Genomic DNA, 18339 nt, shown 5'->3' on the forward strand with positions numbered 1-18339 from the left:
AAATGTAGGAAAAGGTTTTTCTTTTCTTGTTATTGGCAAAAATATATGTAGATTACATTGCCGTTATCACTTCGTGTTAGCGGCTATTTTTTTCATCGCCTAAAGAAATATGGTTTATAATAGGATTAGGGCGCAATAGACTGGTTAATAGCAGGACAAGGTGAAAAATAAAAAAAGAGAATTTCTTGTTTTGTGTAAATGTTTTTTATAATATTTGACATGTTGACAGATTATGAAATGAAAGTGAGTGATCCATGTGGATCTAACGCAAATTCAAAACCCTAGTTTTTTGAAAGATATGTCTATCGGTGAACTAGAGGGATTGAGTGAGGATATTCGTAAGTTTTTAATTGAAGAGCTCTCTCAAACAGGTGGACATATTGCACCTAATTTAGGTGTAGTAGAACTCACAATTGCTCTGCATAAATTATTTGATAGTCCGAAAGATAAATTTTTATGGGACGTAGGACATCAATCCTATGTACATAAAATTTTAACAGGACGTGCAAAAGAATTCGGCACATTAAGGCAATATCAAGGTCTATGTGGTTTCCCGAAACGTTGCGAGAGTGAGCATGACGTATGGGAAACGGGCCATAGCTCGACATCTTTATCTGCTGCAATGGGAATGGCTCTAGCACGTGATTTAAAGAAAACGAAAGAATATGTTATACCAATCATTGGGGATGGTGCTTTAACAGGCGGAATGGCTTTAGAAGCATTGAACCATATTGGACATGAAAAAACAGACATGATTGTTATTTTGAATGATAATGAAATGTCAATTGCACCAAACGTTGGCGCACTTCATAATGTGCTTGGACGTCTACGTACCGCAGGAAAATACCATTGGGTAAAAGATGAACTAGAGTATATATTGAAGAAAATCCCAGCAGTTGGTGGGAAAGTTGCTGCGACAGCAGAGAAAATAAAAGATAGTCTTAAATATTTACTAGTATCTGGTGTCTTTTTCGAAGAGTTAGGCTTTACGTATTTAGGTCCAGTTGATGGACATGATTATGAAAAGTTATTCGAAACGTTGCAATATGCAAAGAAAACAAAAGGCCCAGTGCTTGTTCATGTTATTACGAAAAAAGGAAAAGGTTATAAACCAGCTGAGAGTGACGTTATTGGAACTTGGCATGGAACAGGACCTTATAAAATTGAATCAGGTGACTTCGTTAAACCGAAAGAAGTTGCACCAGCATGGAGTGCTGTTGTTAGTGATACAGTACTTAAGCTAGCGAGAACGGATGAGCGTATCGTTGCAATTACACCTGCAATGCCTGTTGGATCGAAACTTGAGAAATTCCAAAAAGAATTCCCGGATCGTATGATTGATGTAGGTATTGCAGAGCAGCATGCTACAACAATGGCAGCGGGTATGGCAACGCAAGGGATGAAGCCATTCTTAGCGATTTATTCAACATTTTTACAAAGAGCATATGATCAAGTTGTTCATGATATATGCCGCCAAAATTTAAATGTCTTCATCGGAATCGATCGCTCTGGTTTAGTAGGAGCAGATGGTGAAACGCATCAAGGTGTATTTGACATCTCATTCTTACGTCATTTGCCGAATATGGTACTTATGATGCCAAAAGATGAAAATGAAGGGCAACATTTAGTATATACGGCGATGCAATATGAAGATGGACCAATCGCATTACGTTATGCACGTGGTAATGGACTTGGTGTTCATATGGATGAAGAATTAAAGGCGATTCCAATCGGTACTTGGGAAACGTTAAAAGAAGGTACACAAGCGGCTATTTTAACATTTGGTACGACAATACCAATGGCAATGGAAGCAGCTGAGCGTCTTGAAAAGGCTGGAGTTTCAGTGAAAGTAGTGAACGCTCGCTTTATTAAACCGATGGATGAAGCATATTTACATGATCTCTTAGGGAAAAATATACCGATTTTAACGATTGAAGAAGCTTGTTTAATCGGTGGTTTTGGAACGGGAGTAGTTGAATTTGCGTCTGAGAACGGGTACCATAGTGCGTTAATTGAACGAATGGGTATTCCAGACCGTTTCATAGAGCACGGTAGTGTAACAAAATTATTAGAAGAAATTGGTTTGACGACAGATGCTGTTGAAGACCGTATTCATACAATGATTCCATCAAAACAAAAAAGGGCGTAACAAATGAGTGCAAAAAAAGAAAGAGTAGATGTACTATTAGTAGAACGAGGACTTATAGAAACACGCGAGAAAGCAAAACGCGCCATTATGGCCGGACTTGTATATGCGAATGAGATGAGACTTGATAAGCCAGGAGAGAAAATCCCACAAGATACAGAGATTACGGTGAAGGGACAAGTTATGCCGTATGTAAGCCGTGGTGGTTATAAACTTGAAAAGGCATTAGAGACATTTCATCTTGATTTACAAGATAAAGTTATGATAGATATTGGTTCATCAACTGGTGGCTTTACAGATTGTGCGCTTCAAAATGGTGCGAAATTATCATATGCATTAGATGTAGGATACAATCAACTTGCGTGGAAATTGCGTCAAGATGAGCGTGTTGTCGTAATGGAACGAACAAACTTCCGTTATGTAACACCTGCAGACTTAGAACGTGGTTTACCGCAATTTGCTAGTATCGATGTTTCATTTATATCATTAAAGCTTATACTGCCGGTTTTAAAAACAATGCTTATGCCTAATGGGGATGTAGCAGCGTTAATTAAACCACAGTTTGAAGCTGGAAGAGAACAAGTTGGGAAAAAAGGTATCGTTCGTGATCGAAAAGTACATGAGGCTGTCGTGGAAATGATTGTCGACTTTGCTGTAAAAGAAGGATACGACGTAGAAGGTTTAACATTCTCACCAATTACGGGCGGGGATGGTAATATTGAATTTTTAATTCATCTGAAATGGCATGGTGAACGTGAGAATGGCGAAAATCATTCTCCAGTTTCTGTTGAGCAAGTAGTTACAGAGGCGCATGATGTCCTAAAACAAAAAGGAAAAGGGGAATAACATATGTTGTTCCTCTTTTTGTTGTAATTGTATAATGATTGTAAAAACAATTGTGTACAAGTAACGAATTATAAGTTAACATAAATAAGTGAAGTATACCAATGTTTAAACTATGGTAAGAGATAGTGTGAGGTGCAAATGTATGAATAAAGGTCAGCGCCATATTAAAATCAGGGAAATTATTGCGAACAAAGAAATTGAAACACAAGATGAATTAGTTGATATTTTACGTAATGAGGGATTTAATGTAACGCAAGCAACAGTATCGCGCGATATTAAAGAACTGCACTTAGTGAAAGTGCCATTACATGATGGTCGCTATAAATATAGCTTGCCAGCAGATCAACGATTTAACCCGTTACAAAAATTAAAACGAAATCTAGTGGATTCATTTGTAAAATTAGACACGGCAGGACATATGCTTGTGCTAAAAACATTGCCTGGTAACGCTCATTCACTTGGGGCACTTATTGATCATTTAGAGTGGGATGAGATCATCGGAACCATTTGTGGTGATGATACTTGCTTAATTATTTGCCGTACACCTGAAGATACAGGTGTTGTCTCTGATCGTTTCTTAAATATGCTGTAACAAAAAAATCTTGTTTGCTTTCCTCTGTAAAGTGGAAAGTGAACAGGATATTTTTATTGGTTAAAAACGTGAATTTTTAATTGTAATATAATATTTTTGGTGAACAAAATTAGAAAATAGGTGGATTGACCCGTAAAACAAATGTTTGGTACAATGGAGCGGTTAGAAAAGTAATTTTTACATACAAACATATAGTATGACTATTTGAATAAAGAACTGAAAAAAGCCCTTAATAGGGGATTAGTTTATAACGAGGTGAATGGGGCATTGTTATCGGAATTATCGATTAGAAACTTTGCTATTATTGAGGCATTAAATATTTCTTTTCAAAAAGGGTTAACGGTTTTAAGTGGTGAAACAGGAGCCGGAAAATCGATTATTATTGATGCGATTAGTTTACTTGTAGGTGGCCGTGGTTCAGCGGAATTTGTTCGATACGGAACAGAAAAAGCTGAGATAGAAGGGCTATTTTATGTAGAAGATGATAAGCATCCATGTATTGAAAAGGCAGAAGAGTTGGATATAGAAATAGAAGACGGCATGATTATTTTGAAGCGTGATATCGCTGCAAACGGAAAGAGTGTATGTCGTGTAAATGGGAAACTGGTTACCCTTAGTATATTAAAGGAAATTGGAAAAACACTTGTTGATATTCATGGGCAGCACGAAACGCAAGATCTAATGAATGAAGAGCGTCATTTATTTATGCTTGATCATTTTGATGGAGAGCGTATTGTTAAACAATTGGGTATATACCAAAACGTATACGCTGACTATGAGAAGTTAAAGAAACAGTTAAAATCGTTAAGTGAAAATGAACAACAAATGGCGCATCGCTTAGATTTAATTCAATTCCAGCATGAAGAAATCCGTAAGGCGGATTTAAAGATGGATGAAGAAAATGAATTAACTGAAGAACGATTGCAAATTTCTAATTTCGAAAAAATTTACAAAGCATTAGGCGATGCATATCGCTCGTTAAGCGCTGATGGACAAGGATTAGATAATATACGAAGCGCAATGGGACAAATGGAGAGTATTACACATTTAGATGAAATGTATCAAGAAAATCATGATTCAATTGCAAATAGCTATTACTTATTAGAAGAAGTTGCGTATCAGCTAAGAGAAAAGCTCGATATGATGGAATATGATCCGAATCGTTTAGATGAAATTGAAACGCGTTTAAATGAAATTCGTATGCTAAAGAGAAAATATGGAAATACTGTAGAAGAGATTTTAGCGTATGCTGATAAAATTGAACAAGAAATTTTTACGATTGAAAATAAAGACGTTCATATTGAAACGACGAAGAAGCAGTTAAAGGAATTAGAAAGTGTTATTCTGAAAGAAGCAACGTCGTTAAGTACTATGCGTCATGAGCTTGCAGAGCATCTTACAAATGCCATTCATCAGGAATTAAAAGAATTATATATGGAAAAAACAAAATTTGAAGTGAGAATCATGAAGCGAGAAGGAAATGCTGAAGAGCCTCTTGTGGAGGGAGCACCGGTAAGGCTGACGGCGGATGGATACGATCATGTGGAATTTTATATTTCAACAAATCCAGGTGAGCCGCTAAAACCACTTTCAAAGGTCGCTTCTGGCGGAGAGTTATCTCGTATTATTTTAGCTTTAAAAAGCATTTTTTCTAAGCATCAAGGTGTTGCATCAGTTATTTTTGATGAGGTGGATACTGGTGTAAGTGGTCGAGTTGCACAGGCTATTGCGGAAAAAATTTATCGCGTATCAGTAAACTCACAAGTACTTTGTATTACGCACTTACCTCAAGTCGCTTCAATGGCAGATTCGCATTTATTTATTCGAAAACAAGTAGCGAATGATCGAACAATTACATCAGTTACCGTTTTAACTATGGAGGATAAAGTAACAGAAATAGCTCGAATGATTTCTGGTGTGGAAATTACAGATTTAACGACAGAACATGCGAAAGAATTACTTACACAAGCGCATCATTTTAAACAGACAGCAGAGGCTATCCAGTAATGGATAGCTTTTTTTCTCAAATGAGGATTTCTTAATTCTTCCGGTTATAAATAAAGCACTGCAAGGAGAGATTAAAAAGTGAAGCCAAGAGGCTGAATGTGGGGTAGGAGCGAGGAGAGTGAACAAATTGAAATTAGAAAGATTTCGCAAAATAATAGGTATTTGTCTCCTTGTTTCTTTAGTTTTTATAGGGTGTTTTAAACCGCTTCGGACGTTTATTTCATCCCCGAAGCAACTTGTTGTCTTTGAAGGGCAACAATCAGAAATAGCTTCATTACCAGTGTTTCAAGCTTCATCTACAGATCGTCATGTGTTTACAGTAAGTTCAAATGAACAAAAACAAGGACTTATGGTAAATTCTCATCAAAATGGTGAAGCAGATATGGTGTTTCAACTTGCTGGTTTTCCAGTGAAAAAAGTAAATGTGAAAGTATTGAAAGATTTCAAAGTTATTCCAGGTGGGCAATCAATTGGTGTAAAGTTAAACACAAAAGGGGTACTTGTTGTAGGCCATCATTTAATTCAAACTGAAAAAGGGAAAGTATCTCCTGGTGAAACAGCTGGTGTGCAAATTGGAGATATGATTACTGAAATTAATGGTAAAACAATTGAAAGAATGAGTGATGTAGCACCATTTATTCATAATAGTGGTGAAACAGGTGAACCGCTTAATCTTGTTTTGTTAAGAGATGGAAAGCATATCCGCACGAAGTTAACACCACAAAAAGACAGTGGAGAATCGTCTTATCGCATTGGTTTATATATTCGTGATTCGGCAGCTGGAATCGGAACAATGACATTTGTTCATCCTGATTCTATGAAATATGGGGCACTTGGTCATGTCATTTCTGATAACGATACGAAAAAGCCGATTCAAGTCGAAGATGGACAAATTATGCGTTCGACAGTTACATCAATTGAAAGAGGTAGTCATGGGAATCCAGGAGAGAAATTAGCGAGGTTCTCACCAGATCGTGAAGTGATTGGTAATATTACAATAAATAGTCCGTTTGGAATATTTGGGAAATTAAATACAAATATACCAAATGGCGTAATGGATAAAGCGATGCCGATTGCACTATCTCATCAAGTCAAAGAGGGACCGGCAAAAATATTAACAGTTATTGATAAAGATAAAGTGGAAGCGTTTGATATTGAAGTTGTTAGTACAGTACCGCAAAAATTTCCGGCTACAAAAGGTATGGTAATAAAAGTAACAGACAAACGTTTATTAGCGAAAACGGGTGGTATCGTACAAGGTATGAGCGGAAGTCCAATTGTACAAAATGGGAAAGTAATTGGTGCTGTTACACATGTATTTGTAAATGATCCAACATCAGGATATGGTGTTCATATTGAATGGATGTTACATGAGGCTGGAATTAACATTTATGAACAAGAAAGAAAAGCGAGCTAATTATTAATTAGCTCGCTTTTCTATTGAAAAATTCGTTGAAATTTAGTAAAAGCTCCGCAAGAGGTGTTTTTTGTTGTAAAATAAAAGAAAAGGGTTGAACGTTTCGTTGTATTTCTATGATGGAATGTGTTGCGAAAGGGAATAAATGAACGATAAACATATTTTTTTGTGATTTTATCGGAAAGTAACAAACTTTAAAAGGGAATTTTCACACAATTGTCGAACAATTCATGTAGCCTAGAAGGATACACATGTCGGAGAATCGATTCGGTAAGGGAGGAAAAGCTGTGGAGAAAATTAAAGTATGTCTTGTGGATGATAATAAAGAATTAGTATCAATGCTAGAGAGTTATGTAGCTGCTCAAGATGATATGGAAATAATTGGTACTGCTTATAATGGTCAAGAGTGTTTAAATTTATTAAAAGATAAGCAGCCTGATGTACTCGTATTAGATATTATTATGCCACATTTAGATGGTTTAGCTGTACTAGAGAAAATGCGACATATTGAAAGGCTAAGACAGCCTAGCGTAATTATGTTGACAGCATTTGGACAAGAAGATGTGACGAAAAAAGCAGTTGACTTAGGTGCTTCATATTTCATATTAAAACCATTTGATATGGAGAATTTAACGAGCCATATTCGTCAAGTAAGCGGTAAAGCGAACGCTACCATTAAACGTCCACTTCCATCTTTCCGTTCAGCAACGACAATAGATGGAAAGCCGAAAAACTTAGATGCAAGCATTACGAGCATCATTCATGAAATTGGTGTACCTGCTCATATTAAAGGATATATGTACTTAAGGGAAGCAATCTCTATGGTGTACAATGATATTGAATTACTTGGATCTATTACGAAAGTATTGTATCCAGATATTGCAAAGAAATATAATACAACAGCAAGCCGCGTTGAGCGTGCAATCCGTCACGCAATTGAAGTAGCATGGAGTCGTGGGAATATCGATTCTATTTCGTCTTTATTCGGTTATACAGTATCCATGTCAAAAGCAAAACCTACGAACTCTGAGTTCATCGCAATGGTTGCAGATAAGCTAAGACTTGAACATAAGGCTAGCTGAGAGTAAGAGATTTAAGTTGTAGTAAAGCTTAATCATATACTTGATATTAAATCTAAAACCAATGAACTTTTTATTTAATGACCAATGAATGTTAGAATTCGTTGGTCTTTTTATTTACTTTAGTTTAAGGATTTTGAAGGAATAACATATTTTTATTGAAAAATGCAGTGAAAATAAGGATATGTACAGAAAATACGTGGGTTTGACATCATAATCTCTATAACGTATCATTGATTGGGAAAAGTTAAGAGATATAGGAGAATGGATGAATGACTTTTAAAAAAATAGTGAATCGAGCTTACCCAATCATTGTTATGACGGTGTTTTTATCTATATTTTCAATGATAGTATGTAAATTTTTTATCCCGAAAACAATTTTGATGAGTGGTGAATTTCCTTATCCGACTGAGGAGTATACTCCCAAAAAGGTCGGTGCTGTTATAGCGGCGACGTTGCTTTTATTTGCTCTCTTCTTTATGTATTATAAATGGGTTATTAATAAAATGAGAAGAACGTACACAAATATTATGATTGCTTTAGGTATCGTAATCATTTTGACGATGGAAATAATGATTACTTCCATAGCATTTAACCCTATCGTAGGAGATTATGCCATCCTTAAAGAAGGAATTGTCTCTGTATTTAAGGGAGATAATCATTTTTTAGAAATGGGACAGCTTCTATTTTATCCATATAATACACATATTGTATTATTGGGAGGATATTTTGCTAAATTAGTAGGAAGCGTAGATGTAGCGATAAAAATATTACCAATAGTATGTATAACAGGTAGTATCATTTTAAATGTATTGATTGTAAAGAAAATTACAAACTTTAAAGTTGCTCACATATCGATTGTGTTATCTGTGTTAAACATTTTTATATATTGGCAGGCACCAGTTTTTTATACGCATACGTTAGTAATATTTTTTATTTCAGCAACGATGTATACATATTTATGTTTGAAAACGGCGAAAACAAAAAGAATGAAGATTATTTTATGGATTTTATTAGGAGTTTTTGCAGCTTGTACTTATATTATAAGACCGACAGCATTGGCGGTAGCTTTAGCGATTTTAATTGAAAATATTTTAAAGTTTCGTAAGGAGTATTCTGTAAAAGTATTAAGTAGTGTTTTATTTTGTTTAATCCTTATTGTAAGTTTTAAAGGTATAACGACAAAGTTAAATCTCAGCACCGATAATGAAATTGAAAAAATTCCATATACCCATTGGGTACAAATGGGTCTGAATAAAGATACGTATGGTGTTTGGAATCAGGCGGATACAGATTATATTAATGATGAAAACATAAAAAATACAAAGGATTTGGATGAACATAATAAAAAAGTTATAGTCCAGCGTTTTAATGAACTTGGCGTAATGGGTTATGTACGGCATTTAAATGAAAAAATAACTAGAGAATGGGTATCGAGCCAGTTCTCCATGTACCGTATTGGAGAATGGTTTGAGCAGAAGAACGACACGATAACTAATTATGTATCGAACTATAGTACAACGAAATATAAAATCGTTACTGTATATTCGTATGTTATCAAATTATTTGTTTATGTAGCTGTTCTGGCGGCTGTTATACTTTATAAAAAGAAAGATGAAAATGAATCGGAAGTTATACGTATTGCGATGATTAGTACGGTAGGGGTGTTTACTTTCTTATTACTATGGGAAACAGCTCCTCATTATACTTATGAGGCATTTGCATTTATGAATATTCCAGCTTCTTTAGGATTATATAAATTGTTTATGATTTTTAACAAAGAAAAGAAAAATGCATAATTTGAGTAATTGACTATAAATGAACCCCCCTCTTTTATTAAAAGAGGGGGGTTCATTTATAGTCAATTAAATATTTGAAAAAAATTAAATGGAATCATAGTATATCGGTTAAGGGATTTTAGCAGGGAAGTTATCCGTGATATAATAGAAAATAATAAAAAGCCCTGCAAAACAGGACTGTATTATTCTTCATCTTTATTTTGTTTTTCTAATTCAACTAACTTTTGAATTAAAATGTGCTGCGGCATATGCATAAGCTGTTCGAGCGGAACACCTAATGCTTTTGATAGGCGGACTGCAGTATCTGGAGAAATTTGTAATGGTCTCATAGAAGTACCTCCTTTTTCGTATAGTATAGCATAAGATTGGGGGAGTGAGGATGACTCTTATATTTGCACATCGTGGTGCAGCGGGAACGTATCCAGAAAATACAATGATTTCATTTGAAGCAGCTGAATCTTTTAGAGCGGATGGAATTGAACTTGATGTTCAATTAACGAAGGACGGAAAGGTTGTCGTCATTCATGATGAAACAGTGAACCGGACAACAAATGGAAAAGGTGCGGTTCGAAATTATGTATATGAGGATTTATGTAAATTAGATGCGAGCTATATATTTGGTGGTAAAGTAGGATTTTGTAAAATACCTCTTTTAGAAGAGGTGTTAGAATGGATTGAAAAAACAGAGTTGCTACTTAATGTTGAACTTAAAAATAACAAAATTCCATACAGAGGTTTAGAGGAAGAAGTTATAACGCTTGTACGAAAATTTAATCTAGAAGATCGTGTTATATTTTCTTCATTTAATCACTATAGTATGAAAAGGTGTCATATGATGGCTCCTGATATTCAAACGGCGATTTTATATCGCGAAGGTTTGCATAGTCCGTGGGCATATGCAAAAAAAATGGGCGCTACAGCAGTACACCCTAATTATCGTTATCTGCAAGATGCCGTTGCCGAACTAACGATGGAAAGTGATGTAGAGGTTCGGCCCTATACAATTAATGAAGAAACACTTATGCGTAAATATTTTGATATGAATATTTCGGCGATTATTACTGATTACCCTGAAACGGCAAGAACGTTATTGCCAATAAAAAAATGAGACCGCTTGTAACGGTCTCATTTTTTATTTATAAATAGTGGGGTTTTCCTATCTTCTAAAGCGAGCTTGTACTTTATTTCGTTTACGGTCCCGGTGTAAGACGAAGCCACCGAAAATATAAAATCCGAGCCCGAAGCAGAGAGCGCCGATTAAAAATTGTAACCATAGTATAGAGAGGGGAGGAAATAAAATCCCGAATACAGTATCTCTCATTAACTTAATGCCAAATACAGCTAATGAAATAGGGATGAGTGCTAATGATAGAGCAAGATAACGCTGCATATAAATGCTCCTTTTCAGATTATTTTGTTTATTTTAATGATGTTATATGAAAAGGGGGTTTGTCAAGAGGAGGCTGAACGAGTAAGATAAGGGTGTGAAAAATTTTGCAGAGATACTTCGAGAGGAAGTGTAAGATATGAAACAAAAAGTTTTAATTGTTGGTGCAGGTGAAGGTGGCAGCGCACTGCTGAATCTGTTGCAAAGTTCGAATATATTTCAAATTATAGGGATTATTGATATAAATCCGATAGCAAAAGGATTACAAATGGCTAAGGAATACGGGGTTATGATTGGAGAGAGTGTAACGCCGTTTCTTTCTATGCATATTGATGTAATGTTTGATATGACAGGTGATGATGACCTACATAAAGTTTTATTAAAGAAAAAGCATAAAAATACTCTTCTTATACCAGGTGATATTGCGAAAATTGTAACGAGATTAGCGCATGAGAAGGAAGATTTAATTGGAAAGTTAGAAGAACAGACGCAGCAAGGTGATTTAATTTTAAATTCTACACATGACGGTATGATTGTGATTGATCGAGAGGGACAAGTCCGCCTATTTAATAAAAGTGCAGAGCGTATTATCGGATATAAAAAAGAAGATGCGGTAGGGAAATATATTTTAGAAGTTATTCCGACTAGTAAGTTGCTTCGTATTATACGTACGAAACAAATAGAAGTAAATTATGAACTGACATTAGAGAATGAAAAGAAAATTATTACAACACGTATTCCGATATTAAAAGAGGGAGGAGAGGTACAAGGGGCATTTGCGATTTTTAAAGATATAACAGAAGTTGTAGATCTTGCGGAAGAAGTTACAGATTTAAAGGAGATTCAAACGTTACTTGAGGCGATTATCAACTCGTCTGAGGAAGCAATTTCGGTCGTGGATGAAAAAGGAAGAGGGTTAGTAATTAACCCTGCGTATACGAAATTAACAGGTTTAACAGAAGAGGACATTATTGGAAAGCCAGCTACAACTGATATTGTAGAAGGTGAAAGTATGCATATGAAAGTACTTCGAACGCGTAGGGCGGTACGAGGGATACATATGAAGATTGGGCAAAAAAAGCGAGATGTAATTGTAAACGTAGCGCCAGTCATTGTGGATGGGATATTGAAAGGGAGCGTTGGTGTAATTCGTGACGTATCAGAAATTCAAAAGTTAACAAATGAATTGAATAGAGCAAGGCAAATTATTCGAACGTTAGAAGCGAAATATTCATTTGATGACATTGTCGGACATTCTGATGAAACAACGGCGGCTATCGAGCAAGCAAAACTTGGGGCGAATACACCAGCAACAGTATTACTACGCGGAGAATCTGGAACGGGTAAAGAATTATTTGCGCATGCCATCCATAATGGAAGTAATCGAAAATATAATAAGTTTGTTCGTGTAAACTGTGCAGCTATTTCGGAGACGTTGCTAGAAAGTGAATTATTCGGTTATGAGGAAGGGGCATTTTCTGGCGCGAAAAGAGGCGGAAAACGTGGATTCTTTGAGGAAGCGAATAACGGTAGTATCTTTTTAGATGAAATAGGAGAATTGTCTGCAAATACACAAGCAAAACTTCTTCGCGTGTTGCAAGAAAAAGAGATTGTAAAAGTTGGTGGGACGAAAGCGATTCCTATCAATGTCCGAGTAATTGCAGCGACACATGTGAATTTAGAAAAGGCCATTCTAGCAGGAGAGTTTAGGGAGGATTTATATTATCGATTAAATAAAATTCCAATTCAAATCCCATCTCTTCGTCAGCGTAAAGAGGACATACCGTCGATTGCAGAAAGATTAATTCAAAAAATTAATCAAGATTATGGCCGAAATATTGAGGGACTCACTGATCCGGCTATTTTATATTTACAATCATATGAATGGCCAGGGAATGTGAGAGAACTTGAAAATATTTTAGGGAGAGCTATTATCTTTATGAATTATAACGAGACCTATATTGATGTACACCATTTACCGCCATTGCATAACGAAGAGCAGGTGGAATCGAAGCAAACTCATTTATTACCTGAGTTGGAAGAAAAGCCACTTGAGCATTTAGTGACGGAGTTTGAAGGAAATATCATTCATGAATATTTAGAGAGGTTTGGTGGAAATAAGACACAAACTGCAAGAGCGTTAGGAATTTCAGTTCGAAATTTATATTACAAGCTAGAAAAGTATGAGTGTGCAAAAAATAGCATGCAATAAATTGCGTACCGTGCAATTTATTGCATGGTATACAAAATGCGACAAAACAAGACAGAATATTTTGTTATTTTCCAAAGTATTGATTTTACTGCATTTTGAATGCGTTTTCATTATTGGTAAGACCACTTTTAAAAGTTGGCACGGTATTTGCTTTATAAATAGGCGAGGGACGACGGAAAGGGTTGATTACAAAATATGAAGTTAGAACACTTAATTGATCAAGCAGCAGGACAGCCGAAAAAAACTGTGGCTGTAGCAGTAGCTGAGGATCATGAAGTAATTGAAGCTGTAGCGAAAGCAATTACATTACAGCTAGCTCAATTTCGTCTATATGGAAATCAAGAAAAAATAATGGGGATGCTACAAGAACATGGTTTACAAACTTCAGAACATATTGAAGTGATTGCAGCACAGTCAAGTGCTGAGGCTGCAGAACTTTCTGTTAAAGCTGTCAGAAATGGCGAAGCAGATGTGCTTATGAAGGGGAACATCCCAACAGCAAATATTTTGAAAGCTGTATTAAATAAAGAGTGGGGACTTCGTAAAGGTAGCGTACTTTCACACGTAGCAGCATTTGAAGTTCCAAATTACGATCGTCTAATTTTTGTTACAGATGCAGCGATGAACATTGCACCTGATGTAACACAAAAAGCTGCTATTATACAGAATACTGTAGAAGTTGCCCAGGCAATAGGAATGGATTTGCCAAAGGTAGCACCAATTGCAGCAGTAGAGGTTGTGAATCCTGCGATGCAAGCGACAATTGATGCAGCGATGTTAACTCAAATGAATCGCCGCGGACAAATTAAAAATTGTGTCGTTGATGGACCGCTTGCTTTAGATAATGCAGTATCACAAATTGCAGCAGAACATAAAGGCATAGTAAGTGATGTAGCAGGTAAGGCAGACATTTTACTCGTCCCAACGATTGAAGCTGGAAATGTGCTATACAAATCACTCGTATACTTTGCGAATGCAAAAGTAGGAGCAATGATTGCTGGCGCAAAAGCACCGATTGTTTTAACGTCTCGTGCTGATTCAGCAGAAACAAAAGTATATTCATTAGCATTGGCAGTTGCGACTGCTTCAAAATAAACCAAATAGGGTAAAACATTAGGGGGAAACGACAATGACATTAGAAATCTTCGAATACTTAGAAAAATATGATTATGAGCAAGTGGTATTTTGTCAAGATAAAGAATCTGGTTTAAAAGCAATTATTGCAATTCATGATACAACACTTGGACCAGCTCTTGGTGGAACAAGAATGTGGACATATGATTCTGAAGAAGCGGCGATTGAAGATGCATTGCGTCTTGCAAAAGGGATGACATACAAAAACGCAGCAGCTGGCTTAAACTTAGGTGGTGCGAAAACAGTAATCATCGGCGATCCACGTAAAGATAAGAGCGAAGCGATGTTCCGTGCATTAGGACGTTACATTCAAGGACTAAACGGACGTTACATTACAGCTGAAGATGTTGGTACAACAGTAGATGATATGGATATTATCCATGAAGAAACTGACTTCGTAACAGGTATTTCACCATCATTCGGTTCTTCTGGTAACCCATCTCCAGTAACTGCATACGGTGTGTATCGTGGTATGAAAGCTGCTGCGAAAGAAGCTTTCGGTACTGATAATTTAGAAGGAAAAGTAATTGCTGTTCAAGGCGTTGGTAACGTAGCATATCACCTATGCAAACATTTACACGCTGAAGGAGCAAAATTAATCGTAACAGATATTAATAAAGAAGCTGTACAACGCGCGGTAGAAGAATTCGGTGCATCAGCAGTTGAGCCAAATGAAATTTATGGTGTTGAATGTGATATTTACGCACCATGTGCATTAGGCGCAACAGTTAATGACGAAACTATTCCACAACTTAAAGCAAAAGTAATCGCAGGTTCTGCAAATAACCAATTAAAAGAAGACCGTCACGGCGACGTGATTCATGAAATGGGTATTGTATACGCACCAGACTATGTTATTAATGCTGGTGGTGTAATTAACGTAGCAGACGAGTTATATGGATACAATAGAGAACGTGCACTAAAACGTGTTGAGTCAATTTATGACACAATTGCAAAAGTAATCGAAATTTCAAAACGTGATGGCATTGCAACTTATGTAGCAGCAGATCGTTTAGCTGAAGAGCGCATTGCAAGCTTGAAAAACTCTCGTAGCACATACTTACGCAACGGTCACGACATTATTAGCCGTCGCTAATCATTCATATATTACTTTTACAAAAGGTGTGGTTACCTCTTATGAGGTTTCCACTTCCTTTTGAATTTATTAGTGGAGGTAGCAACAGTGTCCTTAAATCGAATTCTTGTTATTAATCCGGGTAGTACATCCACAAAAATTGGTGTTTTTGATAATGAAAGACCCGTTTTAGAAGAAACTATTCGTCATGACGAAGAACAGATTGGAAAATATAAGCGAATTATCGACCAATATGAGTTTCGTAAAGAAACGATCTTAGAAGTTCTACATTCTCACGGTATTAACATTTCAAAGTTAAACGCAGTTTGTGGACGCGGGGGATTACTTCGTCCAATCGAAGGCGGAACATACACAGTAAACGATTCGATGTTAGAAGATTTAAAAAATGGGTTTAGCGGTCATCATGCTTCAAATCTTGGAGGCATTTTAGCATATGAAATCGCTTCTGGATTAAATATTCCGGCATTTATAGTAGATCCTGTCGTTGTAGATGAAATGGAGCCGATTGCTCGTATAAGCGGTATTGCTGGTATGGAACGTAAAAGCATTTTCCATGCATTAAACCAAAAAGCGGTTGCTCGTAAAGTGGCTGAAGAATTAAATCACAAATACGAGGATTTAAATTTATTAGTTACACATATGGGCGGCGGTATTACAGTTGGTGCTCATAAAAAAGGAAAAGTTATCGATGTGAATAATGGCTTAAACGGAGAAGGACCATTTAGTCCAGAGCGTGCGGGTACAGTACCAGTAGGACAATTAGTTGAAATGTGCTTCTCTGGTGAGTATTACCGAGACGAAATGGTTAAAAAACTTGTCGGACAAGGTGGACTTGTAAGCCTTATCGGTACAAATGATGCGATTAAAGTAGAACAAATGGTTGAAAAAGGTGATCCTGAAGCAACTCTTATTTATAAAGCAATGGCATATCAAGTTGCAAAAGAAATTGGCGGAGCTAGCGCTGTACTTCACGGGAAAATCGATGCAATCGTATTAACTGGTGGACTTGCTTACAGTAAAATTCTTGTTGATGAAATAAAAGAACGAGTAGACTGGATTGCTGATGTTATCGTACATCCAGGGGAAGACGAATTACAAGCATTAGCAGAAGGAGCACTTCGTGTATTACGTGAAGAAGAAGCGCCGAAAGAATATGTTGTACGAGAAAAACAAACAGTAGCTAGGGGTTGAGATAATGGCAAGAGAATATGATTTAGTCATCGTTGGCGGCGGTACTGGTGGATATGTTGCTGCTATTCGAGCATCACAACTAGGTTTAAAAACTGCACTTGTTGAAAAAGAAAATCTTGGTGGTACTTGTTTGCACAAAGGATGTATTCCTAGTAAAGCTCTTTTACGTAGTGCAGAAGTATACGCAACTGCTAAAAAAAGCGAAGAATTCGGGGTTATTGCGAGTAATGTAGAACTAAATTTTGCGAAAGTGCAAGAGCGTAAAGAGAAGATTGTAACGCAACTTCATAAAGGCGTTCAACACTTAATGAAACAAGGTAAAATTGATGTGTTTGAAGGTATTGGCCGTATTCTTGGCCCATCTATTTTCTCTCCAATGCCAGGGACAATTTCAGTGGAACTTGCAAGTGGAGAAGAGAATGAAATGTTAATTCCAAAAAATGTACTTGTTGCAACAGGTTCTCGTCCGAATTCACTACCAGGTTTAGAGTTAGACGGAGAGTATGTAATGTCTTCCGATCATGCCCTAAAAATGGAAACGCTTCCTAGCTCGATTATTATCGTTGGTGGCGGTGTAATCGGTATTGAGTGGGCATCTATGCTTGCTGACTTCGGTGTAGAAGTTACAGTATTAGAGTATGCGAAAACGATACTACCACTAGAAGATCAGGACGTTTCAAAAGAAATGCAACGTCTATTCAAGAAAAAAGGTATTAAAGTGGTAACTGGTGCAAAAGTATTACCAGAAACATTGGTAAAAGATAATGGAGTAACAATTCAAGCTGAACATAACGGTGAGAATAAAGAATTTAAAGCAGAAAAAATGCTTGTATCTGTAGGAAGACAAGCCAATACGCAAAATATTGGTTTAGAGAATACGGATATCGTTGTGGAAAAAGGATACATTCAAACAAATGAGTTTTATCAAACGAAAGAATCTCATATTTACGCAATTGGAGATGTAATCGGTGGTTTACAACTTGCTCACGTTGCTTCTCATGAAGGAATTGTTGCAGTAGAACATATTGCGGGAAAAGAAGTTACACCAATTGATTATTCTATGGTATCAAAATGCGTATATAGCAGTCCGGAAGTTGCTTCTGTCGGTTTAACAGAACAAGAAGCGAAAGAAAAAGGCTATAAGTTAAAAGTAGGTAAGTTCTCATTCCGTGCCATCGGAAAAGCACTTGTATACGGTGAATCGGATGGTTTCGTAAAACTTGTAGTTGATGAAGAAACAAATGACATTCTTGGTGTTCATATGATTGGACCACATGTAACAGATATGATTTCTGAAGCTGGTCTTGCAAGAGTACTTGATGCAACACCGTGGGAAGTAGCACATACAATTCATCCGCATCCATCATTATCTGAGGCGATTGGTGAAGCAGCATTAGCTGTAGATGGAAAAGCGTTACACGCATAAAAATGTG

At 36.5% G+C, this 18339-nt stretch carries 15 protein-coding genes; 13 read left to right on the top strand and 2 right to left on the bottom strand.

The window, feature by feature from the left end:
- Positions 1–256: 256 nt before the first annotated feature.
- The 7 genes from dxs to FS742_RS12745 all read left to right on the top strand — a co-directional run bounded on the left by dxs (position 257) and on the right by FS742_RS12745 (position 9886).
- On the top strand, positions 257–2149 hold the full coding sequence (gene dxs / locus FS742_RS12710; RefSeq protein WP_144612682.1) for a 1-deoxy-D-xylulose-5-phosphate synthase: 1893 nt from the start codon (positions 257–259) through the stop codon (positions 2147–2149).
- Positions 2150–2152: 3 nt separating this feature from the next.
- Positions 2153–2992 (top strand): TlyA family RNA methyltransferase, encoded by an 840-nt coding sequence (locus tag FS742_RS12715; protein WP_101194863.1) that lies wholly within the window; start codon positions 2153–2155, stop codon positions 2990–2992.
- Between the two features lie 142 nt (positions 2993–3134).
- Entirely contained in the window at positions 3135–3584 is a 450-nt protein-coding gene (gene argR, locus FS742_RS12720) for an arginine repressor ArgR (protein ID WP_001032581.1), read from the top strand.
- A gap of 267 nt (positions 3585–3851) precedes the next feature.
- Positions 3852–5591 (top strand): DNA repair protein RecN, encoded by a 1740-nt coding sequence (gene recN, locus FS742_RS12725; protein WP_144612684.1) that lies wholly within the window; start codon positions 3852–3854, stop codon positions 5589–5591.
- Positions 5592–5709: 118 nt separating this feature from the next.
- Entirely contained in the window at positions 5710–7008 is a 1299-nt protein-coding gene (gene spoIVB / locus FS742_RS12730; protein ID WP_144612685.1) for a SpoIVB peptidase, read from the top strand.
- Between the two features lie 287 nt (positions 7009–7295).
- On the top strand, positions 7296–8090 hold the full coding sequence (gene spo0A, locus FS742_RS12740; protein ID WP_144612689.1) for a sporulation transcription factor Spo0A: 795 nt from the start codon (positions 7296–7298) through the stop codon (positions 8088–8090).
- A gap of 269 nt (positions 8091–8359) precedes the next feature.
- A complete protein-coding gene (locus tag FS742_RS12745) occupies positions 8360–9886 on the top strand; it encodes a glycosyltransferase family protein (protein ID WP_144612691.1) in 1527 nt (508 codons plus the stop codon).
- A gap of 182 nt (positions 9887–10068) precedes the next feature.
- Here FS742_RS12745 and FS742_RS12750 read toward each other — a convergent pair whose 3' ends face one another.
- The gene (locus FS742_RS12750; RefSeq protein WP_001247671.1) at positions 10069–10215 is read right to left on the bottom strand and encodes a YycC family protein; all 147 of its coding nucleotides are present in this window, start codon (positions 10213–10215) and stop codon (positions 10069–10071) included.
- 50 nt (positions 10216–10265) lie between these two features.
- Between FS742_RS12750 and FS742_RS12755 the strand changes: the two genes are divergently transcribed.
- Positions 10266–10994 carry a glycerophosphodiester phosphodiesterase gene (locus FS742_RS12755; protein WP_144612693.1) on the top strand — a complete coding sequence of 243 codons (729 nt, stop codon included), beginning with the start codon at positions 10266–10268 and terminating at the stop codon, positions 10992–10994.
- Positions 10995–11042: 48 nt separating this feature from the next.
- On the opposite strand, the gene FS742_RS12760 is transcribed toward FS742_RS12755, so the two are convergent.
- A complete protein-coding gene (locus FS742_RS12760; protein WP_001190198.1) occupies positions 11043–11276 on the bottom strand; it encodes a DUF2627 domain-containing protein in 234 nt (77 codons plus the stop codon).
- 136 nt (positions 11277–11412) lie between these two features.
- On the opposite strand from FS742_RS12760, the gene FS742_RS12765 reads away from it, so the two are divergent.
- The 5 genes from FS742_RS12765 to lpdA all read left to right on the top strand — a co-directional run bounded on the left by FS742_RS12765 (position 11413) and on the right by lpdA (position 18332).
- Positions 11413–13485 (top strand): sigma-54 interaction domain-containing protein, encoded by a 2073-nt coding sequence (locus FS742_RS12765; RefSeq protein WP_144612695.1) that lies wholly within the window; start codon positions 11413–11415, stop codon positions 13483–13485.
- A gap of 195 nt (positions 13486–13680) precedes the next feature.
- A complete protein-coding gene (yqiS, locus tag FS742_RS12775; RefSeq protein ID WP_144612699.1) occupies positions 13681–14580 on the top strand; it encodes a phosphate butyryltransferase in 900 nt (299 codons plus the stop codon).
- A gap of 34 nt (positions 14581–14614) precedes the next feature.
- Positions 14615–15715, top strand: a complete 1101-nt coding sequence (locus FS742_RS12780; RefSeq protein ID WP_000171356.1) for a leucine dehydrogenase — start codon at positions 14615–14617, stop codon at positions 15713–15715.
- Positions 15716–15802: 87 nt separating this feature from the next.
- On the top strand, positions 15803–16906 hold the full coding sequence (gene buk, locus FS742_RS12785) for a butyrate kinase (RefSeq protein WP_000056195.1): 1104 nt from the start codon (positions 15803–15805) through the stop codon (positions 16904–16906).
- A gap of 4 nt (positions 16907–16910) precedes the next feature.
- Positions 16911–18332, top strand: a complete 1422-nt coding sequence (gene lpdA / locus FS742_RS12790; RefSeq protein WP_000090438.1) for a dihydrolipoyl dehydrogenase — start codon at positions 16911–16913, stop codon at positions 18330–18332.
- Positions 18333–18339: the final 7 nt, after the last annotated feature.

The sequence above is a fragment of the Bacillus cereus genome (assembly GCF_007678085.1).
GTDB lineage: Bacteria > Bacillota > Bacilli > Bacillales > Bacillaceae_G > Bacillus_A > Bacillus_A cereus_BE.

Bases quoted from the DNA above. Each gene is read 5' to 3' on its own strand.
- FS742_RS12745 (WP_144612691.1), top strand. From the start codon at position 8,360: ATGACTTTTAAAAAAATAGTGAATCGAGCTTACCCAATCATTGTTATG.
- FS742_RS12760 (WP_001190198.1), bottom strand. From the start codon at position 11,276: ATGCAGCGTTATCTTGCTCTATCATTAGCACTCATCCCTATTTCATTA.
- yqiS (WP_144612699.1), top strand. From the start codon at position 13,681: ATGAAGTTAGAACACTTAATTGATCAAGCAGCAGGACAGCCGAAAAAA.
- FS742_RS12750 (WP_001247671.1), bottom strand. From the start codon at position 10,215: ATGAGACCATTACAAATTTCTCCAGATACTGCAGTCCGCCTATCAAAA.
- FS742_RS12765 (WP_144612695.1), top strand. From the start codon at position 11,413: ATGAAACAAAAAGTTTTAATTGTTGGTGCAGGTGAAGGTGGCAGCGCA.
- FS742_RS12715 (WP_101194863.1), top strand. From the start codon at position 2,153: ATGAGTGCAAAAAAAGAAAGAGTAGATGTACTATTAGTAGAACGAGGA.
- lpdA (WP_000090438.1), top strand. From the start codon at position 16,911: ATGGCAAGAGAATATGATTTAGTCATCGTTGGCGGCGGTACTGGTGGA.
- FS742_RS12755 (WP_144612693.1), top strand. From the start codon at position 10,266: ATGACTCTTATATTTGCACATCGTGGTGCAGCGGGAACGTATCCAGAA.
- FS742_RS12780 (WP_000171356.1), top strand. From the start codon at position 14,615: ATGACATTAGAAATCTTCGAATACTTAGAAAAATATGATTATGAGCAA.
- argR (WP_001032581.1), top strand. From the start codon at position 3,135: ATGAATAAAGGTCAGCGCCATATTAAAATCAGGGAAATTATTGCGAAC.